This window comes from Glycomyces halotolerans, assembly GCF_054779575.1.
Map to the genome: position 1 here is coordinate 218,614 of NZ_BAAGXZ010000004.1, position 23,900 is coordinate 242,513.

General features: G+C 70.7%; 21 protein-coding genes. 14 read left to right on the top strand and 7 right to left on the bottom strand.

Annotated elements, in window-relative coordinates:
* The first annotated feature begins 41 nt into the window (after window positions 1–41).
* The 4 genes from ACYVL2_RS05880 to ACYVL2_RS05895 all read left to right on the top strand — a co-directional run bounded on the left by ACYVL2_RS05880 (window position 42) and on the right by ACYVL2_RS05895 (window position 5,109).
* On the top strand, window positions 42–1,025 hold the full coding sequence (locus tag ACYVL2_RS05880; RefSeq protein ID WP_460541145.1) for a TAXI family TRAP transporter solute-binding subunit: 984 nt from the start codon (window positions 42–44) through the stop codon (window positions 1,023–1,025).
* Window positions 1,026–1,171: 146 nt separating this feature from the next.
* Window positions 1,172–3,490, top strand: a complete 2,319-nt coding sequence (locus ACYVL2_RS05885; RefSeq protein ID WP_460541147.1) for a TRAP transporter permease — start codon at window positions 1,172–1,174, stop codon at window positions 3,488–3,490.
* A 141-nt stretch (window positions 3,491–3,631) separates the two neighbouring features.
* Complete coding sequence (locus ACYVL2_RS05890; protein WP_460541149.1) at window positions 3,632–4,600, top strand: ATP-binding protein; 969 nt, start codon at window positions 3,632–3,634, stop codon at window positions 4,598–4,600.
* Window positions 4,601–4,698: 98 nt separating this feature from the next.
* Window positions 4,699–5,109: an SCO5389 family protein gene (locus tag ACYVL2_RS05895; protein WP_460541151.1), complete on the top strand. Its 411-nt coding sequence runs from the start codon at window positions 4,699–4,701 to the stop codon at window positions 5,107–5,109.
* Between the two features lie 91 nt (window positions 5,110–5,200).
* On the opposite strand, the gene ACYVL2_RS05900 is transcribed toward ACYVL2_RS05895, so the two are convergent.
* From ACYVL2_RS05900 to ACYVL2_RS05910, 3 genes are read right to left on the bottom strand one after another with little or no spacing between them, the layout of a single operon-like run.
* On the bottom strand, window positions 5,201–5,389 hold the full coding sequence (locus ACYVL2_RS05900) for a hypothetical protein (RefSeq protein ID WP_460541153.1): 189 nt from the start codon (window positions 5,387–5,389) through the stop codon (window positions 5,201–5,203).
* A gap of 33 nt (window positions 5,390–5,422) precedes the next feature.
* Window positions 5,423–6,145, bottom strand: coding sequence for a TetR/AcrR family transcriptional regulator (locus ACYVL2_RS05905; protein ID WP_460541155.1), 723 nt, complete (start codon window positions 6,143–6,145; stop codon window positions 5,423–5,425).
* Between the two features lie 10 nt (window positions 6,146–6,155).
* A complete protein-coding gene (locus tag ACYVL2_RS05910; protein WP_460541157.1) occupies window positions 6,156–6,569 on the bottom strand; it encodes a hypothetical protein in 414 nt (137 codons plus the stop codon).
* A 148-nt stretch (window positions 6,570–6,717) separates the two neighbouring features.
* On the opposite strand from ACYVL2_RS05910, the gene hisF reads away from it, so the two are divergent.
* The 5 genes from hisF to ACYVL2_RS05935 all read left to right on the top strand — a co-directional run bounded on the left by hisF (window position 6,718) and on the right by ACYVL2_RS05935 (window position 13,680).
* The gene (hisF, locus tag ACYVL2_RS05915) at window positions 6,718–7,497 is read left to right on the top strand and encodes an imidazole glycerol phosphate synthase subunit HisF (RefSeq protein WP_460541160.1); all 780 of its coding nucleotides are present in this window, start codon (window positions 6,718–6,720) and stop codon (window positions 7,495–7,497) included.
* Window positions 7,498–7,630: 133 nt separating this feature from the next.
* Complete coding sequence (lanKC, locus tag ACYVL2_RS05920; RefSeq protein WP_460541162.1) at window positions 7,631–10,231, top strand: class III lanthionine synthetase LanKC; 2,601 nt, start codon at window positions 7,631–7,633, stop codon at window positions 10,229–10,231.
* 22 nt (window positions 10,232–10,253) lie between these two features.
* The gene (locus ACYVL2_RS05925) at window positions 10,254–10,379 is read left to right on the top strand and encodes a SapB/AmfS family lanthipeptide (RefSeq protein ID WP_460541164.1); all 126 of its coding nucleotides are present in this window, start codon (window positions 10,254–10,256) and stop codon (window positions 10,377–10,379) included.
* Window positions 10,380–10,468: 89 nt separating this feature from the next.
* Entirely contained in the window at window positions 10,469–12,034 is a 1,566-nt protein-coding gene (locus ACYVL2_RS05930) for an ABC transporter ATP-binding protein (protein WP_460541166.1), read from the top strand.
* On the top strand, window positions 12,031–13,680 hold the full coding sequence (locus ACYVL2_RS05935; RefSeq protein ID WP_460541168.1) for an ABC transporter ATP-binding protein: 1,650 nt from the start codon (window positions 12,031–12,033) through the stop codon (window positions 13,678–13,680). Before ACYVL2_RS05930 ends, ACYVL2_RS05935 begins: the two co-directional genes overlap by 4 nt.
* Here the strand turns inward: ACYVL2_RS05935 and ACYVL2_RS05940 are convergent.
* Window positions 13,659–14,270 carry a response regulator transcription factor gene (locus ACYVL2_RS05940; protein ID WP_460541170.1) on the bottom strand — a complete coding sequence of 204 codons (612 nt, stop codon included), beginning with the start codon at window positions 14,268–14,270 and terminating at the stop codon, window positions 13,659–13,661. The genes ACYVL2_RS05935 and ACYVL2_RS05940 overlap by 22 nt on opposite strands.
* Before the next feature lie 289 nt (window positions 14,271–14,559).
* Here ACYVL2_RS05940 and ACYVL2_RS05945 point away from each other — a divergent pair, with 289 nt between their 5' ends.
* Together ACYVL2_RS05945 and ACYVL2_RS05950 are read left to right on the top strand one after the other, a co-directional pair.
* Window positions 14,560–16,335, top strand: a complete 1,776-nt coding sequence (locus tag ACYVL2_RS05945; protein ID WP_460541226.1) for an ABC transporter ATP-binding protein — start codon at window positions 14,560–14,562, stop codon at window positions 16,333–16,335.
* A complete protein-coding gene (locus ACYVL2_RS05950; protein WP_460541172.1) occupies window positions 16,332–18,110 on the top strand; it encodes an ABC transporter ATP-binding protein in 1,779 nt (592 codons plus the stop codon). Before ACYVL2_RS05945 ends, ACYVL2_RS05950 begins: the two co-directional genes overlap by 4 nt.
* A 477-nt stretch (window positions 18,111–18,587) precedes the next feature.
* On the opposite strand, the gene ACYVL2_RS05955 is transcribed toward ACYVL2_RS05950, so the two are convergent.
* The 3 genes from ACYVL2_RS05955 to ACYVL2_RS05965 form a co-directional block, all read right to left on the bottom strand.
* Entirely contained in the window at window positions 18,588–19,550 is a 963-nt protein-coding gene (locus tag ACYVL2_RS05955; RefSeq protein ID WP_460541174.1) for a quinone oxidoreductase family protein, read from the bottom strand.
* 80 nt (window positions 19,551–19,630) lie between these two features.
* Window positions 19,631–21,388 (bottom strand): BCCT family transporter, encoded by a 1,758-nt coding sequence (locus ACYVL2_RS05960; protein WP_460541176.1) that lies wholly within the window; start codon window positions 21,386–21,388, stop codon window positions 19,631–19,633.
* 68 nt (window positions 21,389–21,456) lie between these two features.
* A complete protein-coding gene (locus ACYVL2_RS05965; RefSeq protein ID WP_460541178.1) occupies window positions 21,457–22,119 on the bottom strand; it encodes a RibD family protein in 663 nt (220 codons plus the stop codon).
* Window positions 22,120–22,212: 93 nt separating this feature from the next.
* Here ACYVL2_RS05965 and hisI point away from each other — a divergent pair, with 93 nt between their 5' ends.
* From hisI to trpC, 3 genes are read left to right on the top strand one after another with little or no spacing between them, the layout of a single operon-like run.
* Window positions 22,213–22,557, top strand: coding sequence for a phosphoribosyl-AMP cyclohydrolase (gene hisI, locus ACYVL2_RS05970; RefSeq protein ID WP_460541180.1), 345 nt, complete (start codon window positions 22,213–22,215; stop codon window positions 22,555–22,557).
* Window positions 22,557–23,090: a Trp biosynthesis-associated membrane protein gene (locus ACYVL2_RS05975; RefSeq protein WP_460541182.1), complete on the top strand. Its 534-nt coding sequence runs from the start codon at window positions 22,557–22,559 to the stop codon at window positions 23,088–23,090. The genes hisI and ACYVL2_RS05975 overlap by 1 nt, the downstream gene beginning before the upstream one ends.
* Window positions 23,091–23,095: 5 nt before the next feature.
* Window positions 23,096–23,896: an indole-3-glycerol phosphate synthase TrpC gene (gene trpC / locus ACYVL2_RS05980; RefSeq protein WP_460541228.1), complete on the top strand. Its 801-nt coding sequence runs from the start codon at window positions 23,096–23,098 to the stop codon at window positions 23,894–23,896.
* Window positions 23,897–23,900 lie beyond the last annotated feature (4 nt).

Consider the following 23,900-nt stretch of genomic DNA (forward strand, 5'->3'; position numbering starts at 1 on the left):
TGCGATGCGGTGCATACGTATTTCAATGAACGGAGAATGAGATGCTGAGGAGGATCGCCCGCTTCGTCGCGCCGATCGCCGCTACGGCTCTCCTGGCGACCGCGTGCGGCGTCGGGTCTGACGGCGGCGACGAGGGCGGCGACGCCAGCGAGCCGATGTCGGACATGGTGCTCGGCACCGGTTCGGTCGGAGGCACCTACTATCCGCTCGGCGGCGCCATCGCTCAGATGTGGAGCAGCGAGGTCGAGGACCTGCGCGTCTCGACGATCTCCACCGGCGCCTCGGTCGAGAACATCCGCCTGCTCCAGTCCGGTGACATCAACCTCGCCATGGCCGTCAACGGCACCGCCACCCAGGCGGTCAACGGCGAAGGCGAGTTCGCCGACGGCGACGAGATCGAACTGGCCATGCTCGGCAACATCTACCCGGAGGTCATGCAGATCGTCGCGAGGGCCGACTCCGGCATCGAGACGATCGCCGACCTCGAGGGCATGCGCGTCGCGATCGGCCCCGACGGCTCCGGAACCCAGGGCCTGACGCAGCAGATCCTCGACGCCGCCGGCGTCACGCCCGGCGAGACCTTCGCCGACTCCTTCGGGGACGCGGCCGCGAAGCTGCGCGACGGCCAGGTCGACGCGGCCTTCGGCATCCTGGCGCTGCCGGCCTCCTCGATCTCCGAGGCGGCCCAGGGCACCGACCTGACCATGGTCTCGATCCCCGACGACGTCACCCAGGCGCTCACCGGCGACGACCCGACCCTGTCGTCCCTGGAGATCCCGGGCGGCACCTACGACGGCATCGACGCGCCGGCCACGACGGTCACCGGCTGGGCCACGCTGTACGCCCTGCCGAGTCTGAACGACGACCAGGTCTACGAGCTGGTCAAGACCATGTACGAGAACGCGGACTCCATCGACCACTCGGTGGCGTCCTCGATCTCGATCGACACCGCGCTGGACGGCCAGGTCGACGTCGAACTGCACCCGGGCGCGGAGCGGTACTTCGAGGAGCAGGGCCTGCTGTAGGCACTACCCGAGAGTACGCTTCAATGTAAGCGAGAACACACTTGGCGGCGAGTCGGCCGAACGCCGGCTCGCCGCTCCCGTCCATCTGCCCGCCCGCGGTCACCGCCAGCCCCTGAGGTCGACATCCCGAAAGGCACCAGAACCCGATGAGCGCCGAAGCAGCCCGCTCCGACACCGCGGCGGCGTACGACGCCGAACAAGCCGCCGCCGACATCAAGGCCATGCGCGAGGCCGAACCGATCACGGCCGTGGTCGGCCCGGTGCGCAGCGAGCTCCACCCCGTCTGGAAATGGATCATCTCCGGACTGGCCGTCGCGATGTCGGTCTTCCACCTCTACACCGCCTGGCAGGGCACCCTGGCGACGCCCCGGCAGCAGGTCGTCCACCTGGCCTTCGGCCTGTCGCTGATCTTCCTGATGTACAACGGCAAGCGCCGGCCCGGGAAGGAGGCCCGCAACGGCCTGATCTGGACCGGCGCCGGCCTGGCGATCATGGGCTACCTCTACGCCGTCGGCGTCACCGACCCGGCCATCATGCTCCCGGCACTGGCCGTCCTGGTCCTGGTCCAGATCACCCGCTACATCAAGCTCGACGTCGGCGGCATGCCGCTGTCCGACGTCGTCCTCGCGGCGATGGGCGTGTGGGCCACCTGGTGGGTCTACGCCAACGCCGGGGACTTCAACGAGTACGTCGGCGCCACCTGGCCGGCCGCCGGCATCGCCGCCGCCGCGATCGGCACCCTGCTGGTGCTCGTGGCCGCCGCCCGCGCGGTCGGCATGGCGCTCACCGTCGTGTGCGTCGTGATGATCGCCTACATGCTGTACGGCTCGTACATGCCCGGGTTCCTGTGGTTCCGCGGCCTCGACCCGGACCGGATCCTCACCGACGCCTGGCTCGGCACCAAAGGCGTCTTCGGCATCCCGCTGGGGGTCTCCTCGACCTTCATCTTCCTGTTCATGATCTTCGCGGCCCTGCTGCAGCGCACCGGCATGGAGCGCTTCTTCACCAACCTGGCCCTCGGCATGGCCGGCGGCCGCGTCGGCGGCACCGCCAAGGTCGGCGTCATCACCTCGGTCTTCTCCGGCACGATCACCGGCTCGTCGGTGGCCAACACGGTCTCCAACGGCGCGTTCACCATCCCGATGATGAAACGCTCCGGCTACAAGCGGGAGTTCGCCGGAGCGGTCGAGGCCGCCTCCTCGACCGGAGGGCAGATCATGCCGCCGGTCATGGGCGCGGCGGCGTTCATCATGCTCGAGACGATCGGCAAGGAGATCGGCTACGTCAACATCATGCTGGCCGCGCTCATCCCCGCGATCCTGTTCTTCGGTTCGCAGTACATGGTGGTCCACTTCGTCTCGCGCCGTGAGGGCATCCTGGGACTGCCCAAATCGGAGCTGCCGAAGCTCGGCCCGCTCCTGGTCTCCAAGGGCTACCTGCTGCTGCCGTTGATCGTCATCTTCGTGCTCCTGTCGATCGGACTGACGCCGATGACCGCGGCGTTCTACGCCGTGCTGGCCACGGTCGGCCTCAACATCCTGGCCCAGCTGCTCTTCCTGGCGTTCAAGGGCGTCGACGGCTGGAAGGCCATGTCCGACAAGCTCACGCCCTCGGCCCTCGGCGCGAGCCTGGTCGACGCCGCCAAGATGGCCCTGCCGATCGTCGCGGCCACCGCCGCGGCCGGCATCATCTCCGGGGCGATCAACAACACCGGCCTGGGCCTGAAGATCGCCGACGGGCTCATCAACCTCGGCACCAACCTCTCGGCGTTCCTGCCGTTCGAGCGCGCCGAGCTGTTCATGGTCATGTTCTTCACCATGATCGCCTGCCTCATCCTCGGCATCGGGCTGCCGACGACCGCGAACTACGTGGTCATGGCCGTCGTCGCCGCTCCGGCGATCATCGCCCTCATCGACGGCACCTACACCGGCATCGGCCTGCCGGAGGCCGGCGGCTACCTCGGCCAGCCGACCTGGGAGTACACGCTCATCGCGCACATGTTCGTGCTGTACTTCGGCGTCCTGGCGGACATCACGCCGCCGGTGTGCCTGGCGGCCTTCGCGGCCTCGGGCATCTCGGGCGGCAACCCGATCATGACCGGCGTCCAGTCGGTGCGGTTGGCGATCTCCGGCTTCATCGTGCCCTACGCCTTCGTGTTCGCCCCGCAGCTGCTGCTGCTCGGCGACGACTGGTTCGGCACGATCCTCGCCTGCGCGTCGGCGATCCTGGCGGCCTTCCTCCTCGGCGGCTCCGTGGCCGGGCAGCTGCAAGCGCGCCTGTACTGGTGGGAGCGGATCGGCCTGTTCGCCGCCGCGCTGCTGCTGCTGAGCGCCGACATCCTGACCGACGTCATCGGCCTCGCGCTGGCCGCGGCCATCGTCGTCTTCCAGTACACGCGGCGCGACCGCGAGACGCTCCCGGCCGAGCCCCAGGAGAGCACCGAGGCGGTCGCCGCCGCCGATTAGCGTGCCTCCGAGTCCGCAGCGGCCCCGTCCTCGTGGTGAGGACGGGGCCGCTTTCCATATGCGGTGCATTCACATTCGAGGCCTGCTACTCTCCTCTTGAAATCAACAATCATTATCAACAAGCGGAGAGAAGTTCCACCAATGAAACTGGCCTTCGTCGGCAAGGGCGGCTCGGGCAAGACCACCATGGCCTCGCTGTTCGCCCGCCGCGCCGCCTCGCTCGGTCACCCGGTCATGGCCATCGACGCCGACATCAACCAGCACCTCGCCGCCGCCCTCGGACTCGACGCCGAGGCCGCCGCGATGGGACCGGTCCTCGGCGAGCGCCTGCCGCTCATCAAGGACCACCTGCGGGGGAGCAACCCGCTCATCCCGTCGGCCGACCTGATGCTCAAGACCACCCCGCCCGGACCGGGCTCCCGGCTCCTCACCGTCACCGAGTCGAACCCGATCTACGAAGAGGTCTTCACCGAAGTGGACGGCATCCGCTTCGCCGCCACCGGCGGCTTCGTCGACGACGACCTCGGCGTCTCCTGCTACCACTCCAAGGTCGGCGCCGTCGAGCTCCTGCTCAACCACCTGATCGACACGAGAGGCGAATTCATCGTCGTCGACATGGTCGCGGGCGCCGAAGCCTTCGCCTCCGGCATGTTCACCCGCTTCGACCACACCTTCCTGGTCTGCGAGCCGACCCTGCGCAGCGTCGGCGTCTACAAGCAGTACGCGGGCTACGCCGCCGACTACGACGTCGACATCGCCGTGATCGGCAACAAGATCGACGACGAGGACGACGTCGACTTCCTGCGCTCGCACGTCGGCGACGCCCTCATCGGCTGGTGCGGCAGGTCCCGCTACGTCAAGGCCGCCGAGCGCGGCAGCGTCGGGCCCATCGGCGAGCTGGAGGACGAGAACCTCGCCGTGATCGACGAGGCCCGCAGGCTCGCGGTCACGGCCGGCAAGGACTGGGAGAAGTTCACCCGCCAGGCCCACGAGTTCCACCGCAAGGCCGCCGCGGCCTGGGGCAGCGAACGGGCCGGCGTCGACCTGTCCGAGCAGATCGTGCCCGGGTTCGTTCTCGGCGAGCACCTGCTCGAACGGCAGTTCGTCTAGACGGATCGCACCCGAAACCTGTCTGCGTCGACTACCCGACAGCAGAGAGTGACCGATGTCGAAAAGATGGTTCGGATTCGAACCGAGAGGAGAACAGCATGTCCCTTGACGTCTCAGAGGACCTGCTCGCCAAAGCCGAAAGAGGCGAGGTGGGCGACACCGAGTTCATCGACTGCGTGAAGCACTCGCTGCCTTACGCCTGGGAGCTCGTCAGCAAGGTCGTGGCCGACCTCAAGAGCGGGGTGGCCGCCTCGACCGGATCCACCCGGTTCGCCGACAACACGACCCCGCCGCCGGACGAGGAGGCGCGCGGGCAGCTGCTGCGCGCGCTGGCCTCGGACTCGATGCGGAGCGCCCTGGAGCGGCACTTCGGAGTGAAGCTGGCCTTCCAGAACTGCCACCGCGTGGCGGCCTTCCCGCCTTCGGAGGTCGACTCCGACACCTACCGCAAGTTCATCTCGCCTCGAGGGCAGCTGCTCAACCAGTCGCCCGAACTGCGGGACTGCTGAGGCGGGCCATCGAAGACGCCGGTGGGGCGGAACTCGGCAATGTTGCCCGCCCCACCGGTCCCCTTACGAAGCGGGCCAGACCGACTCGGCTTCAATGCTCTCGCTCGCCCCGGACGGTGCGTGGGCGCCGCTCGGCTTCCGCCCTCTGCCGCGCGACGCGAACGGCCTGCTCCTCGAGCGCGGACCGGGCGATGTCGGTGATCGCGACACCGTCACGCCGCGCGGCCTCCTCCAACTGCTGATGGGCGCGGGCCGAGATACTCACCGTTACGGTCTTCACGATACGAATCCAATCAGGAGGTCGACGGGACCCTCAACGGGGCCTGCGGGTGATCAGGAAGTCCCTGACCAGCTCCTCGCCCTGCTTCACCAAGGGCCGCAGCACCTTCAGTCGCGACAGCGCCACTACCCGCGCTACCAGCGGGGCCGTCCTGCGGGCCAGCTCCTTGGACTTCTCCTGCCCCTCGGAGTCATCATAGACCCAGTACAGGACCACCACCATCTGGTGGAGCCACAGCATCTCCGGCAGGATGTCGGCCAGGTCCTTCGGCACCTTGGTCTTCGAGCCCTCCAGCACCTCCCGGTAGAGCGCGATGTCGCGCTCCCGGCTCTCGGCGGACTCCTCCGAGAACGGACTGAGCGGGCTGTTCGGATCGGCCGCGTTCCGGAAGAACTGGCCGGCGAAGTCATGGTACGGCCCGGCGATCTCCAGCCACGCCAGGAGCGCCGCCTCGATGCGCTCGGCGAGGGTCTCCTTGCCTCCCAGCGCCTTCGGCGCCAACTCGGCGTGCCGCATCGTCGCCTGCTCGTAGAAGCCCTGGATCAGGTGCTCCTTGGATTTGAAGTAGTAGTAGGCATTGCCCACGGACACACCGGCCTCGGCGGCGATCGCCCGCATCGTCGTCCCGTCGTACCCGCGCTCGGCGAACATCTCGAGCGCGACGTCGATGATGCGCCGGCGCGTCCGCTCGGCCTTGGTGCCGGTCCGCTTCGCGCCGGTGCGTGCGGGTGAATCGTCCGAAGCCGGTGTGGTCACGTGCGCGATCCTACTGCGGACGCGGCCCGTGCTCGTGCCGCGGCTGCGGCGGTTCGAGCGTGGCCAGCGTCCGGGCGTCCACGTGCGCGTGCTTGCGGAAGGCGTTGAGCACGATCACGTTGACCACGTGGAGCACGCCCAGCACGAGCAGGACCGCGCCGATCTTCAGCGCCACCGTCTCGAAGACGCCGCGTGCGTCGTAGATCGGCTGAGCGGTGCGCAGCCACAGGGCGACGAAACCGAAGTTCAGCAGGTAGAAGCCGACCTGGAGCAGCTTGTTGACGGCTTGGGCGAGCTGTTCGTCTCCGGCGAAGACGTCCTTGATGAAGTGGTAGCCGTTGGCGCCCAGCGTGCGGGCGACCCATACCGTCAGCGGGATGGCGACGAGGAGGTAGGCGGTGTAACCGATGACTGCCATGTCCATGACAGCACTCCGTTCTGTTCGGGGGACCAGCTGAGTTGAACATGTTCAACTTTCGGTGGCGACGCTACTCCAAATATTCTGAACATGTTCAGAAATGGCGGGAACTATGGCGGACGACACGGCCCTCCGCGCCTTGTAGGCTTGCCGCGTGAGTCTTTCGGTGCGTGTGATCCCCTGCCTCGACGTCGACGCCGGGCGCGTCGTCAAGGGCGTCAACTTCGAGAACCTCCGCGACGCCGGCGACCCGGTCGAGCTCGCCGCCGCCTACGACCGGGCCGGAGCCGACGAGCTCACCTTCCTCGACGTCAGCGCCTCCTCCGACGGGCGCGCCACCATGTACGACGTGGTCGCCCGCACCGCCGAGCAGGTCTTCATCCCGCTGACCGTCGGCGGCGGCGTGCGCACCCCCGACGACGTCGACCGGCTCCTGCGCGCCGGCGCCGACAAGGTCGGCGTCAACACCGCCGCCATCGCCCGCCCCGAGGTCATATCGGAGATCGCCGACCGCTTCGGCAACCAGGTCCTCGTCCTCTCCGCCGACGTCGCCGCCACCGGCGCCACCGACACCGGCTGGGAGGTCACCACCCACGGCGGACAGAAGCGCCCCACCGGCCTCGACGCCGTCGAATGGTGCGCCCGCGCAGCCTCGCTCGGCGCCGGCGAGATCCTGCTCAACTCGATCGACGCCGACGGCACCAAGGCCGGCTTCGACCTCGAGCTCATCGCGGCCGTCCGCGCCGCGGTCGACATCCCCGTGATCGCCTCCGGCGGGGCCGGCAAGGCCGAGCACTTCCCGCCCGCCGTCGAAGCCGGCGCCGACGCCGTCCTCGCCGCCTCCATCCTCCACTTCGGCGAAGTCACCGTCGCCGAGATCAAGCAGGGCCTCGCCGACGCGGGCCACCCCGTGCGCCTGCCACTGCCCGCCTGACCGGCCCTCAGAGGCATCGCTCACCCCGAAACCGTGAGAAATTCACGATTAATCGGTGACAAACCGGTCTATCGGGGACGCCGCCCAACCGCCAGGATGAGATCCAGACCTTCTGGACTCGATGGGAGCGGCAATGGGCGACCACTACGAGAAATACAGCATGGCGGACCGGACCTTCTACGACGCCATGCACTCGGTGAGCTCCGCCGGCCGCTCCTTCGCCATCGCCGAGCGACCGGTCCCCGACGGCTGGGTACGCGCCGAGCAGGACGACTGGATCACCCTCCGCACCGGACGGCCCCTGCCCGCCCAGGGCTGGAAGATCCACGCCTCGGCCGCCGCCCAGAGCGCCGAACGCGTCCTGGAGACGGCCTGGGACTACTGCCTCGAACACGGCGCCCAGTTCAAGTTCCTCCGCTCGCCCAACGCCCTGACCTCCAGGCTCTCCAAATACGCGGCGCGCGACTCCAGCGGCAAACTGGTCACGATCTACCCGACCGACGAGGACGACTGCGAGCGGATCCTCAACGAACTCGGCGCCCTCCTCGAAGGCGTGCCGAACCCGTACATCCTCAGCGACCTCCGCTGGGGCACCGGCCCGCTCCACGTCCGCTACGGGGCCTTCGACGACCGCTACACCGTCACCGACTCCGGCGACGTGGTCCCCGCGATCACCGACCCCGACGGCCGCCTCGTCCCCGACATCAGGGAACCGGTCTTCCGGACCCCCGAGTGGGTCCCCGTACCCGAATTCCTCACCCCGCACCTCAAGGCCCGCAACGAAGTCACCGTCGCCGACCTGCCCTACGCGATCGAACGCGTCCTGCACTTCTCCAACGGCGGCGGCATCTACCTCGCCCGCGACGAGCGCACCGGCGACCCCGTGGTCCTCAAAGAGGGCCGCCCGCACGCCGGCCTCGACGCCCGCGGCAACGACGCCGTCCACCGCGTCGAGCACGAACACGACATCCTGCGCCGCCTCGACGGCATCGACGGCGTGCCCCGCGCCCACGAGCTGTTCTGGATCGGCGAGCACCGGTTCCTGGCGATGGAGCACGTCGACGGCGAGGTCCTCAGCTCCGCCCTCGTCGACCGCTACCCGCTGGCCGACCCCACCGCGACCGACGAGGACTACCGCGACTTCACCGACTGGGCGCTGCGGATCCACGAACGCGTCGCGCACATCCTCGACCAGATCCACCGGTGCGGCATCGCCTACGGCGACCTGCACCTGTTCAACGTCATCGAACGCATCGACGGCGGCATCTGCCTGCTCGACTTCGAAGTCGCCGGACCGGCCGACGCCACGCGCCCGGCGGGCCTGGGCAACCAGGGCTTCGCCGCCCCGCGATCGATGGCCGGAGCCGAAGCCGACCGCTACTCGCTGGCGTGCCTCAAGCTCTCCCTGTTCCTGCCGCTGACGAACCTGTTCGGCCTCCACCGCTCCAAAGCCCGGCATCTGGTCGAGATCATCCAGGAGCACTTCCCGGTGCCGGCCGGCTACCTCGACGACGCGGTCGAGCGCGTCGCACCACCCGACCTCCCGGCCGCGCCCGACCTGAGCATCGAACCCGACGCCGCGCGCTGGCCGGCCCTGCGCGACCGGATCGCCCGCTCGATCGTGGCCAGCGCCACCCCCGAACGCGACGACCGGCTCTTCCCCGGCGACATCCGCCAGTTCACCACCGGCGGCCTCGGGCTCGCCTTCGGCGCGTCCGGCGTGCTCTACGCGCTGGAGGCCACCGGCGCCGGCCGCTGGGAGCGCTTCGAACGCTGGCTGATCGACCACGCCCTCGCCCCGCACTCGGGCACCAGGCTCGGCCTCTACGACGGCCTGCACGGCGCGGCGTTCACCCTCGACCACCTCGGCTACCGCCAGGCGGCACTCGACATCGTCGACGTGTTCCTCTCCGAGCGCTGGGAGGCCTTGAGCGCCGACCTCGCCGGGGGCCTGGCCGGGGCGGGCCTGAACCTGCTGCACCTGGCGCGCACGGCCGACGCCGACGCCGCCGAGCTGCGCACGACCGGCCTGCGCTGCGCCGACCTGGTCGCCGAGCGGGCGCCGTTCGAGACGATCGGGGACGTCAGCGGCGGCGCCGGCCCGTACGCGGGCCTCATGCGCGGCGGCTCGGGACAGGCGCTGCTGCTCATGCGCGCCTTCGACGAGACCGGCGACGGGTCCTACCTCGACGCCGCCGAGTCCGCCATCGAACTGGACCTGCGACGGTGCACGGTCCGCGACAACGGCTCCATGGAGGTCGACGAGGGCTGGCGCACCATGCCGTACCTGGAGGTCGGCAGCGTCGGCATCGGCGTCGCGCTCGACGCCTTCGCGGCCCGGCGCCGCAGCGAGTCCTTCGCCGACGACTCCGACCGCATCGCCCGGGCCGCCGAGTCGCCGATGTACATCCTCCCGGGCCTGTTCACCGGCCGCGCCGGCATCCTCCTGTACCGCGCCGGACGCATTGCCGAGCCCCTCGCCGACCCCGTGGTCCGCGACCACGTCCGAGCACTGTCGTGGCACGCCCTGCCCTATGAGGACGGCATCGCCTTCCCCGGCACGGGCCTGCTGCGGCTGTCGATGGACCTGGCGACCGGCGGCGCCGGCGTCCTGCTCGCCCTCGGTTCGGTCTTGCACGCCGATCCGGTGGCGATGCCCCTGCTCCCGGCCTCCTGGCCGGCGAGCCCACAGATGTCGGCGCCGACGGCGCCGATGAAGGAAAGCATCCCCTAACTCGAAGAAAGGAGAGACGATCATGGCACTTCTCGACCTGCAAGGCATGGAGAGCAAGGACGAGCTGTCCAACAAGGGCAAGGACAGCAACCTGAGCGTCACGCTGTGCGACGGAACGAGCCGCCTGAGCGTGCTGCTCTGCGAGTAGCAACATCGCACGGGTCCGGGCGTGAACTGTCCTTCGGGACGGTCGTCGCCCGGGCCCGTCGCTGGCTGCCGGTCATCGGCGGCTCCTCGGTGCTCGGCACGCTGTCCATGCTGGCGCTGCCGCTCGTGCTCGCCGAGGCCGTCGACGCCGCCGTCACCGGACGCGGCGTGGCCGCGCCGATGGCGATCGCCGCCGGACTGGTCGTCGTGAGCGCCGCCTGCGAGCTGGTCGACGCCTTCGCCGGAGCCGCTTGCACTGCCTCGACCACCGCGTGGCTGCGTCGCGGGCTGGTCCGCCACATACTGGCCGTAGACCCGCACCGGCTGCGCCGCTTCGACACCGGCGACCTGACCGCGCGAATGTCGGCCAACTGCGCCGACGCGGCCCGCGCCGGGCCCGCCGCCGTCGGCGCGGCCACGGGCCTGCTGCCCTCGGTCGGGAGCCTGGCGATGCTGGCCTATCTCGACCTGTGGCTCGCCGCGGCCTTCATCGCCGGGCTCGCGCTGGTCGCGGTCGTCCTGCGGCTGTTCGTCTCCCGCACCACCGCCGCGGTCGCGGCCTACCAGCGGGTCCAAGGCGTCATCGCCGCCCGCCTGGCCGAAGCCCTGGCCGGCAGGCGGACCATCGCCGCCGCCGGCACCGTCGACCGGGAACGGCACCGGGTGCTCGCGGAACTGCCGCGTCTCGGCGAGCACGGCTCCCGCACCTGGCAGGTGCTGGCGGCCACCGGCGCCCAGTCCGCTCTGGTCGGACCACTGACCACCATCGGAGTGCTGTTCGCGGCCGGTCTGGCGCTGTCGGCCGGCAGGCTCACCCCCGGCGAGATGCTCGCCTCGGCCCAGTACGCGATGAGCGGCGCCGGCATCGGCGCCCTGACCGGCGTGTTCGCCACGCTCGCACGGTCGCGGGCGGGCGTGCGGCGCCTGACCGAGGTGACCGGCGTTCCGGCCGCCGAGCACGGCGACCACGAGCTGCCCGACGGCGACGGCCGGCTGGAGTTCCGGTCGGTCGCCGTCGACGGCCTGCTCGACGGCATCGAACTGACCGTCCCGGGCGGGACGGTCGCGGCCGTCGTCGGCGCCTCGGGAGCCGGGAAGTCGGTCCTCGCCGAGCTGGCCGCCGGACTTCGCGAACCCGACGCGGGCGAAGTGCTGCTCGACGGCGTTCCACTGCGCCGCCTGCGACGCGAAGCACTGCGCCGGGCCGTCGCCTGGGCCCCCGAGCGCCCCGTCCTCGTCGGCGCCACCGTCGCCGAGGCGATCGCACCGAATCGATCACCCCGGCCGGCCGCGCGCGCCGCGGACGCCCACGACTTCATCAGCCGCCTGCCCCACGGCTACGACACCCCCCTCGAGCAGGCCCCCATGTCCGGCGGCGAAGCCCAGCGGATCGGCCTGGCCCGCGCCTGGCACGCCGCGCGACTGCTGGTGCTCGACGACGCCACCTCGAGCCTCGACACCGTGACCGAGCTGCGGATCATCGACGCCCTCACCGCCCACGAGACCGGACGCACCAGGCTGCTGGTCACCCACCGCGCCGCCACCGCCGCCCGCGCCGACCTCGTCGTCTGGCTGGAGGCCGGCCGCATCCGCGCGCTAGGGCCGCACGAGCGCCTGTGGGCCGACTCGCCCGCCTACCGGGAGGTGTTCGCATGAGACGCGAAATCCGATACGGCCTCAGCGGCCTCCGGCGGCGGCCCACCGCCGCCCTCATCGCCTGGTCGGTCCCGCAGACCCTGCCGGCGACGATCTCGGGGATCGTGGTCGCCAGAGCCGTCGACGACGGGTTCGCCGCCGACCGGCCCTGGACCGGAGCGGCCTGGCTCGCCGGACTGCTGCTCGCCGCCGTGCTCGGCGCGGTCGGCACCCGGATGGTGTACGCGCGCATCGGGGACCTGGTCGAGCCGTTCCGCGACCGGCTGGTCCGGCGCGTCGTGGACGGGTCCCTGCGAGCGGCCGTCGCCGGAGCCTCCAAAGAGGGCGCGGTCGCGCAGCTGACCCGGCAGGTCGAGATCGTCCGCGACTCCTACGCCGGCCTCATCGTCGCCGTGCGCGGCTTCGCCGTCACCGCGGTCGGCGTCACCGCCGGCCTCATGTCGCTCTCGCCCGAGCTCGCCGCGGTGATCCTGCCGCCCTTCCTACTGGGGCTGCTGCTGTTCACCGCTACACTCGGGGCCTCCGCGGCCCGCCACCGGCGTGCGGTGAGAGCCGACGAGCGCCTCGCCGACCGGGCCGGCTCCGTGTTCGCCGGCACGGCCGACCTGGCCGGCTGCGGCGGCGAGGACCACGGCCGCTCACTGGTCGACCGCCCCGTCGACGAACAGGCCCGCGCCGAACGCTCGCTGGCATGGGTGGCGGCGCTGCGCTCCCTGTGCTTCGTGATCGGCGGCTGGCTGCCGCTGATCGCCGTCCTGGCCGCGAGCGGCCGACTCGTCGAAGGCGGACTCACCGCCGGGACCATCACCGGCGGACTGCTCTACGTCCTCTACGGACTCCAGCCGGCGCTGAACAGCTTCATCTCCGGCGTCGGCGGCAGCGGCCTGCGGTTCGTCGTCACCCTCGGCCGCATCCTCGACTCCACCGAAGCCCCCGAGCCCGCTCGCCACGCCTCCGTGGCCCCGACCGGCCCGCCCGACCTGGAGGCCCGAGGGTTGACCTTCGCCTACGGACCGCATTCGGAGGCGATCGTCGACCGGCTCGACCTGCGGATCCCGGCCGGCGACCACCTGGCGATCGTAGGGGCCAGCGGCATCGGCAAGTCCACCCTGGCCGGCCTGCTCTGCGGCCTGCTGACGCCCGACTCGGGCACCGTCACCGTCGGCGGCCGTGACGTCGCCGACCTCTCGCCGGTCGACCTGGCCGGCTTCCGCGTACTGATCCCGCAGGAGGCGTACGTCTTCGCCGGCACCGTCGGCGACAACCTGACCTACCTGCGGCCCGAGGCCGGCCCCGGCCCGATCGCCTCGTCCGTCGACGCGGTCGGCGCATCGGACCTGGTCGAGCGGCTCGGCGGACTGTCGGCGACGGTCGAACCGTCGCGGCTGTCGGCGGGGGAGCGGCAGCTGCTCGCTCTGGTCCGCGCGCACCTGTCGCCGGCGCCGATCTGCGTGCTCGACGAAGCCACCTGCCACCTCGATCCCGTCGCCGAGCGCCGAGCCGAAGCGGCCTTCGCCGAGCGACCGGGGACCTTGATCGTCATCGCCCACCGCGCCGGCAGCGCCGAACGCGCCCGCCGCGTGCTCACCCTCGACGGCTCGACCGCGAGCGAACGCGAGAGCGCTCAGATCCAGCCGGCCTCCTGAGCGATGCGGATCGCGTCGATGCGGGTCCGCGCCCCGACCTTGCCCGCCGCGCTCGAGAGGTAGTTGCGGACGGTGCCGACCCGCAGGTACAGCCGATCGGCCGCCTCCTGGGTCGAGGCGCCGGTGAGCATGAGACCGAGCACCTCCCGCTCGCGATCGGTCAGCGGATTGTCCTTGGCCTTCAGAGCCGCCAGCGCCACATCCGGGCAGATCACCGCGCCGCCGTCGGCGAGGCGGCGGATCGCCTCGGTGAAGCGGTCGCAGCTCTCGTCAGTGGTGACGAAGCCGACGCGCGGCGCCATCCTGGCCAGGGCCGGTTGGATCGCCGGTCCTTTCGAGCACGTCATCACCAGCATGTTCGCCTTCGGCAGCGTCTCGCACAGCGCCCGGCACTCGGACTCGACCTTGTCCGCCTCGGCCGAGCACGCGTCGAGGACGACGACGTCCGGAGCCGGGCCTTCGCCGGCCCACTCCACATTGTCGTCCCAGGTCAGACTTCCCATCACGGTCATGTCCGGCTCCTGGGCCAGCACGCGCTCCAGCGCGGTCGCGAGCAGCGACGGCGCCCGTCTCATGAGCACTTGAATCATCGGGGTTCACCTGCTTATCGCTCGACGGGGTCGGATTCGAGCTGAGAGTGAGGATCTAGCCGTCCTTAATGTATCCCGGCAAAAGCCCTGGTAAACTGACAAACGACTTATGTCGACATTCCGACATGTCAGTGTCGGAAACCTCCCCGGGCCGGCCGCGGCTGCCGGTTGGCAACCGTCACACGGACGAGGCATGATTGCATGCGGTCGCTTGCCTGCCGCACGGCAAGGGCCGCGAGCCGACCCACCTCCGGAGCCGCAGATGACTCAAGCCGCCGTCGATGCCAGCATCCTCCGCCAGGGACTGCGCAACATCGGCGACATGATCAGGATCGAGCCCAAGCGATTCAGCGTCGCGGTCGCGGGCGCGATGGTCAACACCGCGATGCACCTGTCGGTCGCCTTCATCGTCGGCTGGGTCGTCTCCCGCGTCGCCGTCCCGGCCTACGAAGACGGCCGCGTCACCCTCGGCTCGGTCGCCCTCGGCATCGGCGCGCTGCTGGGCATGTCCGTCCTCCGCTTCTCCTCCATGTGCGCCCGCCGCATCGGCTCCGGCACCCAGATGTTCCAGGTCCAGGCCCACTGGCGCCGCAAAGTGACCCGCCGCTACCTGGCCCTGCCGGTCTCCTGGCACCAGAAGCACCCCACCGGCACCCTGCTGTCCAACGCGAACGCCGACGTCGAAGCCGCCACCCGGCCGCTCGCCCCGCTCCCCTTCGCCTGCGGCACCCTGTTCATGATCGTCGTCTCGATGGTCGTCTTCTTCACCATCGACTGGGCGATCGCCCTCGTCGCGCTCGCGATGTTCCCCGTCCTGCTCACCCTCAACGCCGTCTTCGCCTCCAAGATGGCCCCCCGCGCCAAACGCGCCCAGGAGCTCCGCGCCGAAGTCTCCGCCGACGGCCACGAATCCTTCGACGGCGCCCTGGTCGTCAAGGCCATGGGCCGCGAAGCGGAGGAGACCGAGCGGTTCACCCGGACCGCGGGCGAACTGCGCGACGCCATGATCGGCGTCGGACGCCTCCGCGCCGCCTTCGAACCGGCCATCCAAGGGCTCCCCGAACTCGGCACCCTCATCGCCCTGCTGGTCGGACTCGCCCGCTACCAGCAGGGCGCGCTGGACCTCGGCCAACTGGTCACCGTCTCCTTCATGTTCTCCATCCTCGCCTTCCCCATCCGCGCCATCGGCTGGGTCCTGGGCGACCTCCCCACCTCCGTGGTCGGCCGCCGCCGCGTCGACCACGTCCTCTCCTCCACCGGAGACATGTCCTACGGCGACCGCCACCTCCGAGCGGACGGCCCCGCCCGCCTCGAATTCGACTCGGTCGCCTACCGCTACCCCGACGGCGGCGAAGCCATCCGCGACGTCTCCTTCACCGTCGAACCCGGCACCACCGTCGCCCTGGTCGGCGCCACCGGCTCGGGCAAATCGACCCTCGCCCACCTCGCCGTCCGCCTCACCGACCCCACCAGCGGCACCGTCCGCCTCGACGGCGTCGAACTGCCCGACCTCGACCACGCCAGCCTCGCGTCCACCGCCGCGCTCGTCCCGCAGATCCCCTTCGTCTTCGACGACAGCGTCCGCGCCAACCTCTCACTCGACCGCGCCGGACTCGACGACGCCAGACTGTGGGAGGCGCTCGCCGCCGCCGGCGCCGACAAATTCGTCGGCGACCTCGACCACGGCCTCGACACCGAGGTCGGCGAGCGCGGCACCACCCTCTCCGGCGGCCAGCGCCAGCGCCTCACCCTCGCCCGCGCCCTCGCCGGCGCGCCGCGCCTGCTCATCCTCGACGACGCCACCAGCGCCGTCGACCCCAAGGTCGAGTCCCGGATCCTCGCCGGCCTCAAGAACTCCTCCCACTCGGCCAGCGTCCTCGTCGTCGCCTACCGGCGCGCCACCATCGCACTGGCCGACGAGGTCGTCTTCCTCGAAGACGGCCGCATCACCGCCCGCGGCACCCACCGCGAGCTGCTGGAGCGCCACCGGCCCTATGCCGACCTCGTCACCGCCTACGAGCAGGCCGAGGCCGAACGCGAATTCGACGAGGAGCCCGCCGCATGAGCATCGGAGCCAAACCCGAACCCGGACCGTTCGAGACGCTCGGGCGCGGCCTGCGGCTCTCGCCCGAGCTGCGCCGCGGCCTGGCGTTCACGATCTTCCTCGCCGCGGTCACCGCCGTCGGCCGCCTGGTGGTGCCGATCAGCGCCCAGCAGGTGCTCGACAACGGACTGTTCGGCGAGGGCGGACCCGACCTGCCCTACGTCGTCGTCGTGATCGCCCTCGGCATCGGCGTCCTGGCGCTGACCACCGGCGCCAACTTCTGGATGAACCGGCGGCTGTTCATCGTCACCGAGACCTCGCTGGCGAACCTGCGCCGGCGCACCTTCCGCCACATCCACGACCTGTCGATGCTGCACCAGCAGGGGGAGCGGCGCGGGGCGCTCACCGCCCGCGTGACCACCGACATCGACACCATCAGCCAGTTCCTCCAGCAGGGCGGCATGATGCTGGTGACCTCCAGCGCCCAGATCCTGGTGGCCACCGTGGTCATGTTCGTGTACTCCTGGCAGCTCGCGCTGGCCGTCTGGGTCGTGTTCGTGCCCGTGACGTGGCTGATCAAATGGCTCCAGACCCACCTGGCCGCCGCCTACACCAACGTCCGCAGGAGCGTCGGCAGGATGCTCTCGGCCGTGTCCGAGGCGGTCGTCGGCGCGGGCGTGGTGCGCTCCTACGGGATAGGCGGGCGCACGAGCCGGCGGCTGGACGCCGCGATCGAGGACCACCGCCGCGACCAGGCCAAGGCTATCCGGCGCTCGGCGTTCTCGTTCGGCGCCGGCGAGATCGTCCACTTCGGCGTATACGCGGTGGTGATCGTCATCGGCGCGTACCTGGTGGCCGACGGCACCATGACCGTCGGGCAGCTGACCGCGTTCCTGTTCCTGGTGGTGCTGTTCATCCAGCCGGTCGTCACCGCGACCGAGATGCTCAACGAGGCCCAGAACGCGGTCTCCGGCTGGCGGCGGGTGCTCGACATCCTCGACACCGAACCGGACGTGGCCGACCCCGTCGACGGCGTCGACCTGCCCGAAGGCCCGATCGGGGCCCGCTTCGAAGGCGTCCGGTTCGCCTATCCGGGCGGCGAGGAGGTGCTGCACGGCATCGACGTCGAGATCCCGCCGCACCGCAAGGTGGCGGTCGTCGGCGAGACCGGCTCGGGAAAGACCACGTTCGCCAAACTCCTGACCCGGCTGATGGATCCGACCGCCGGACGGGTGCTGCTGGGCGGGACGCCGCTGACCGAGGTCAGGTTCTCGTCGCTGCGGCGGCGGGTCACGATGGTGCCGCAGGAGGGCTTCCTGTTCAACGGCACGCTCGCCTACAACGTCCGGTTCGCCAAGCCCGAGATCAGCGACGCCGAGATCTACGTGGCGTTCTCGGAACTGGGTCTGACCGACTGGCTCGACGCGCAGCCGAACGGGTTGCAGACCGAACTGGGGGAGAGCGGCGCCAATCTCAGCGTCGGCGAGCGCCAGCTGGTCTCGCTGGTGCGCGCCTACGTGACCGACCCGGACCTGCTGGTTCTCGACGAGGCCACCAGCGCGGTCGACCCGGCCACGGAGCTGCGGCTGTCGGCGGCCCTGGACGCGGTCACGCGCGGCCGGACGACGGTGATCATCGCCCACCGGCTCTCGACCGCCGAGACCGCCGACGAGGTCCTGGTCTTCGACGACGGCGAGTTGGTGCAGCACGGCCCGCACCGCGAGCTGGCGGCCGAGGAGGGTTCGGTGTACGCCGGGCTCCACGGCTCCTGGATCGAGCAGACCCGCGCTTCCTAGGCGCCGGCCGGCACGAGGCGGACCGCGTCGGGGTCGTCGGGGTCGTCGGCCGACTTCCAGCGGCGGACCGGGGACCTGGCCGTCGGCGGCCGGCTCCGGCAGTTCGAACGGCAGACGCAGGTAGGCGCAGATCTCCTCGAGCACGATCTGCCGCAGGCCCGGGAACTGCGAGGCCAGCCGCTCCAGGTTGTGCAGTCCGCCGATGCGCACCGCGGCGCTCGCGGAGCCGAGCTGCGCGACCGCCTGGATCCGCAGTTCGGTGATCCGCCGCTCCAAGGCGTCGCGCTCGGTGACCGCCGCGGCCTGCTCGCGCTGCTCGTGCTCGCGTTCACGCACAGGTACACGCCGAGGACCGCCAGGCCGATGACCGCCAGCGCGGCCGGCACCATCCACCATCTGATCGGCCCGGGGGCCTTCGGGGGCTCCGGTCGGGGGGGCGCCGCGTCCATCGGGACAGGATACGGATTCCCGTCCAGGCTAAGGGATCAGGAGGATCTTGCCGGTGGTCTTGCGTCCTTCGAGGGCCTGGTGGGCCTCGACCGCCTCGTCCATGCGGAAGGTCTCGCTGACGCGGACGTGGAGGTTGTTGTCCTCGATCATCCCGAAGACCTCCGAGGCCCGTTCCAGGTACTCCTCCCGAGTGGCCATGTAGTCGCCGAGCTTCGGGCGGGTCAGGAACAGCGAGCCGTTCGCGTTGAGCGCCTGCGGGTCGAAGGACTTCACCGGGCCGCTGGACTGTCCGAACAGCGCCATCGTCCCCCTGCGGCGCAGGGCTCCCAGTCCCGCTTCGAAGGTGTCCTTGCCGACCCCGTCGAAGACCGCCGCCGCGCCCTCGCCCCCGGTGAGCTCGCGGACCTTCGCGGCGAAGCCCTCGTAGAACAGGACGTGGTCGCAGCCGTTGGAACGCGCCAGTTCCGCTTTGGCGTCGCTGCTTACGGTGCCGATGACCTTGCCGCCCTTGTACTTCACCATCTGCGTCAGGAGCAGGCCGACGCCCCCCGCCGCCGCGTGGACGACGACCGTGTCGCCCTCGCGCACCTGGTAGACCGAGTTGCACAGGTAGTGCGCGGTCAGGCCCTGCAGCATCACCGCCGCGGCGCTCTCGAGCGACACCAGCGGGGGCACCGGGACGAAGTCCTCGGCCCGGCCCACGACCAGGTCCGCATAGGACCCGGGCACCTGCGCCCAGGCGACCTCGTCGCCGGGCTTGCATTCGGTGACCCCTTCTCCCACGGCCACCACCGTCCCGCCGCCCTCGAGTCCGGGCGTGAACGGCAGCGGCACCGGATAGGCGCCCGACCGGTGGTAGGTGTCGATGAAGTTCACTCCGGCCGCGGCCACGCGCACCGCGACCTGTCCCGGTCGCGGGCCGGGGTCCTCTCCCTCGAGGAGCGTCATCACGCCCGGGCCGCCGGTCTGCTCGACCACGATCGCCTTCATCCGAATCCTTCCGCCGCAGGGTCACGAATTAACCTAGCAGCGCCCATACGGCTCGGTCGCCGGACTTCGCACGATATCGCCTACTCCTCGCCGTTCGAGCGGCGCGTGCGGCCCGTCCCGAACCGTATCCTGCCGCGTGACCACCGGTTGCGCGACTCGGTCTGCGCCTCCACCTCCTCGCCGACCGCGCGGCGGATCGCGTCGGTGAAGCTCTTGTGCCGCAGGTGGCGCCGCAGCGGGTGCGCGGCCGGGTCCTCTTTGAGCTCCTTGATCAGCGCCACGCACAGCAGCAGCATCACCAGCACGAACGGCAGCGCCACGATGATCGTCGCGTCCTTCAGCCCCTGCAGGCCGCCGCGGAGGAGGAGCACCGCCGCCACGGCCCCGATCGTGACGCCCCAGAAGATCACCAGCGGCTTCTTCGGGATCAGCGAGCCCGAGCTCGAGAGCGTCCCGAGCACCAGCGAGGCCGAGTCGGCGCTCGTCACGAAGTAGAAGGTCACCAGCAGCATGAGCACTCCCGACATCAGCGAGTACAGCGGCAGCTGCTCCAGCATCGCGAACAGCGCGTACTCCTGACCCCGCGCGAGCGCCCCGGGCAGGTCCGCGCCCGTGTGCGTCTGGTACCAGATCGACGTCCCGCCCATGATCGCGAACCAGACCGTCGAGGCGGTCGACGGCACCAGCAGGACTCCGGCGATGAACTGCCGCACCGTGCGGCCCCGCGAGATCCGCGCGATGAACGTCCCCACGAACGGCGCCCACGACAGCCACCACGCCCAGTAGAAGATCGTCCACACCGACATCCAGTCGCCGCCGCCGAACGCCCCGGTGACGCTCGAGATGTCGATCAGGTGCGACAGATACGAGCCGACCGACGCCGGCCAGGCGTCCAGCAGGAACAGCGTCGGCCCCGCGATGAACACGAACACCATGATCGCCGACGCCAGGAGCACGTTCGTCGTCGACAGCCATTTGACGCCCCGGTGGATCCCGGTGAACGCCGAGACCACGAACGCCGCGGTGAGCGCGACGATCACGATCAGCTCGAGCTCGGCCGTGCCCGGCAGCCCCACGACGATGTCGAGCCCGACGGCCACCTGCAGCGCCCCGAAACCGAGGCTCGCGGCCGTGCCGAACACGGTCGCGAAGATCGCCAGCAGGTCGATCGCCTTCCCGGCGCCCCGACCCCAGCGCCGGTCGCCGATCAACGGCACGAACGCCTCGCTCAGGTTGTTGCCCCGCTGCTTGCGGAACGTCGAGTACGCCAGCGCCAGCCCGGCCACCGAGTAGATCGCCCAAGGATGCAGCGCCCAGTGGAAGTAGCTGTAGAGCAGCGCCCCGCGCTGGCGATCGGCCTCGAAATAAGGCGACTGGGGATCGAACTCCAGCGGCGGCGGCGCGGTGAGGTAGTGCGAGAGCGGCTCGGCGACGCCGTAGAACATCAGGCCGATGCCCATCCCGGCGGCGAACATCATCGCGATCCACGGCAGGACCCCGAACTCCGGCTCCTCATCGGACGCGCCGAGCCTGATGTTCCCGAACCTGCTGAGGGCGATGTAGACCGCCAGCACCAGGAAGATGTTGGCGGCGATGACGAACAGCCAGCCGAAGTGGTCGATCACCCAGTTGAGCGCGGAGGTGGAGACCGCTTCGAACGCCACGGGGAACGCGGCCGCGAACACGATGACGGCGATGACCACCACGGCGGCGATCCAGAAGACGGTCTTGTCGAGCGGCAGCGTCGGCGGCCGCGACGTCGCCGCGGCCGGCGTGATCGGGGTGCTCTCGCCGGTCTCCTCGGGTTCGGGAGGCGGGGTCGATTCCGGCTCGGTCATCGCGGCTCCATCCTTCTGCGGCGGTAGGCGGCGCTGCGAACACCATAAGCGAAATTTCGCCCTTTAGATCATGATTCGTCCACGCGTCGGTACACGAGCAGGGCGATCTCACCGATCGCGCGCGTCTCCACCAGCGACAGCGGCCGCCGCGGCGACTGCGGGAACTCCGCGGGGAGGGCGAACCGGGCCCCGCCGCGCTTGCCGAGCAGGAACGGAGCGACCGCCAAATGCAGCTCGTCGGCCAGGTCCTCGGCCAGGAACGCCGTGTGGACGATCCCGCCGCCCTCCACCAGCAGCCGCTCCACCCCGCGTTCGGCGAGATCGGCCAACGCCCGAGGCAGCTCCACACCGGGCTCGCCGACGGCCACCACCTCCGCCGCCCCGGCCTCCATCCGCCACTGCCGCGCCCCCGACTCGCTGGTGTAGACCACCGGCGCCTCCCCGGAGGCGAACAGCCGCGCCGAGGCGTCGAGCGCGCCGGAAGGCGAGAACACCACCCGCAGCGGCGACGGCGGCCGACCCGCCGCCTCCCGCCGCGCCCGCCGCTCGGCCGAGCGCACCAGCAGCCGCGGATCGTCGGCCCAGACCGTCCGGGCGCCGACCGCGATCGCGTCGACCTCCGAACGCACTTGGTCGACCCGGTCGAAGTCCGCCGCGTTCGAGAGCGTCAGCCGCTTCTCGGAGTCGTCGTCGAGGAAGCCGTCGATGCTCATCGCGGCAGAGAGGATCACATGGGGACGATGCACGCGCCCAGAATCCCATGATCTGCCCACCACCGGGCCCGGGTGGCGGTCCGATTACGGCAGCGTTCAGAATCAGTAGACGTGGAAGGCCGACAGACCAGCGAAGACGCCGTCGCGAGCGTCGCGTTCAACGCCGACGGGCTCGTGCCCGCGATCGCCCAGCAGCACGACACCGGCGAAGTCCTCATGCTCGCCTGGATGAACGCCGAGGCGCTGCGCCGCACCCTCGACACCGGCGAGGCCACCTACTGGTCGCGCAGCCGCGGCGAACTCTGGGTCAAGGGCCGCACCTCCGGGCACCACCAGTCCGTCAAATCGGTCGCCCTCGACTGCGACGGCGACACCGTCCTGCTCCAAGTCGAGCAGACCGGCCCGGCCTGCCACACCGGCACCCGGACGTGCTTCACCGGAAGGCAGATCGCCTGATGGCCACCGCAGAGCGGAACCGGACCGTCCTGGTCGGGCTCGCGGCCTCCGCCGCGGCCGCCCTCGCGGCCACCCGCGAATGGACCTCCGAGACGATCGAGAACGCCGCCGGCATCGCCCGCGCCGCCTCCCAGACCGGCACCGAGCTCGCCGCCTGGTCCCTGCCGTGCGCGCTCGCCGCCGGCGCCGCCTTCCTCGCCATGCTCGCCGCCGGACGCCGCGCCCGCCGCGCCATCGGATGCCTCGCCGCGCTCTGCGGCATCGCAGCCGCCGCGGCCGGCGCCCTCCACGCCGCCGAAGGACCCGCACCGATCGGCCTGGCCGCGGCCGGCCTCCTCATCGCCGCCGCCGGAACGGTCGCGATGCTCCGCTCAGGGCGCTGGCCCGACCCGTCCACCCGCTACGATGCAGGCGCCGCCACCGACGACGCCATAGCAGAGGACCCGGCGAGGCTGTGGAACGCCCTGGACTCCGGACAGGACCCCTCGTCGCCTAATATCACGGCAGCGGCGCAGGAGAAGGGACGATCTTAGTGAACGTGCTGGAACAGATCATCACCGAAGTCCGCGCCGATCTCGAGCGGCGGCAGAACCAGGTCCCCATCGAAGCCATCCGCGAGGCCGCCGAACGCGCCGTGCCCCCGCTCGACGGCTACGCCGCGCTCAACGGCGGCGGCGTCAGCGTCATCGCCGAAGTCAAGCGGGCCTCGCCGTCCAAGGGAGCGCTCGCCGACATCCCCGACCCGGCCGTGCTCGCCGCCGAGTACGCCGCCGGAGGCGCCTCGGTCATCAGCGTGCTCACCGAGCCGAACTACTTCAAAGGCAGCCTCGACGACCTCGACACCGTCCGCGAGAAAGTCGACGTCCCGCTGCTGCGCAAGGACTTCGTCGTCTCCCCCTACCAAGTGCTCGAGGCGCGCGCCCACGGCGCCGACCTGGTGCTGCTCATCGTCGCGGCGCTCGACCAGGACACCCTCGTCTCCCTGCACGAGCGCATCGAAGGACTCGGCATGACCGCTCTGGTCGAGGTCCACACCGAGGCCGAAGCCGACCGCGCGCTCGCGGCCGGCGCGAAAGTCATTGGCGTCAACGCCCGCGACCTGACTACGCTGCAAGTGGACCGCTCGGTGTTCGAGCGCATCGCCCCGGGCCTGCCCCGCGACGTGGTCAAGGTGGCCGAATCGGGCGTGCGCGGCACCCGCGACCTGATCCGCTACGCCTCCGCCGGGGCCGACGCCGTCCTCGTCGGCGAGGGCGTGGTCAGGCAGAAGAGCCCTCGCGACGCCGTCGCCGAGCTGGTCACGGCCGGGTCCCACCCGGCCACGCCGCGACCGATCTAGGAGG

Excerpts from the sequence above, each read along its gene's own strand:
- ACYVL2_RS05935 (WP_460541168.1), top strand. The coding sequence starts at position 12,031 with ATGAGACGCGAAATCCGATACGGCCTCAGCGGCCTCCGGCGGCGGCCC.
- ACYVL2_RS05955 (WP_460541174.1), bottom strand. The coding sequence starts at position 19,550 with ATGAAGGCGATCGTGGTCGAGCAGACCGGCGGCCCGGGCGTGATGACG.
- ACYVL2_RS05975 (WP_460541182.1), top strand. The coding sequence starts at position 22,557 with ATGGCCACCGCAGAGCGGAACCGGACCGTCCTGGTCGGGCTCGCGGCC.
- ACYVL2_RS05890 (WP_460541149.1), top strand. The coding sequence starts at position 3,632 with ATGAAACTGGCCTTCGTCGGCAAGGGCGGCTCGGGCAAGACCACCATG.
- lanKC (WP_460541162.1), top strand. The coding sequence starts at position 7,631 with ATGGGCGACCACTACGAGAAATACAGCATGGCGGACCGGACCTTCTAC.
- ACYVL2_RS05880 (WP_460541145.1), top strand. The coding sequence starts at position 42 with ATGCTGAGGAGGATCGCCCGCTTCGTCGCGCCGATCGCCGCTACGGCT.
- ACYVL2_RS05925 (WP_460541164.1), top strand. The coding sequence starts at position 10,254 with ATGGCACTTCTCGACCTGCAAGGCATGGAGAGCAAGGACGAGCTGTCC.
- ACYVL2_RS05885 (WP_460541147.1), top strand. The coding sequence starts at position 1,172 with ATGAGCGCCGAAGCAGCCCGCTCCGACACCGCGGCGGCGTACGACGCC.
- ACYVL2_RS05895 (WP_460541151.1), top strand. The coding sequence starts at position 4,699 with ATGTCCCTTGACGTCTCAGAGGACCTGCTCGCCAAAGCCGAAAGAGGC.
- ACYVL2_RS05960 (WP_460541176.1), bottom strand. The coding sequence starts at position 21,388 with ATGACCGAGCCGGAATCGACCCCGCCTCCCGAACCCGAGGAGACCGGC.
- ACYVL2_RS05940 (WP_460541170.1), bottom strand. The coding sequence starts at position 14,270 with ATGATTCAAGTGCTCATGAGACGGGCGCCGTCGCTGCTCGCGACCGCG.
- ACYVL2_RS05950 (WP_460541172.1), top strand. The coding sequence starts at position 16,332 with ATGAGCATCGGAGCCAAACCCGAACCCGGACCGTTCGAGACGCTCGGG.
- ACYVL2_RS05910 (WP_460541157.1), bottom strand. The coding sequence starts at position 6,569 with ATGGACATGGCAGTCATCGGTTACACCGCCTACCTCCTCGTCGCCATC.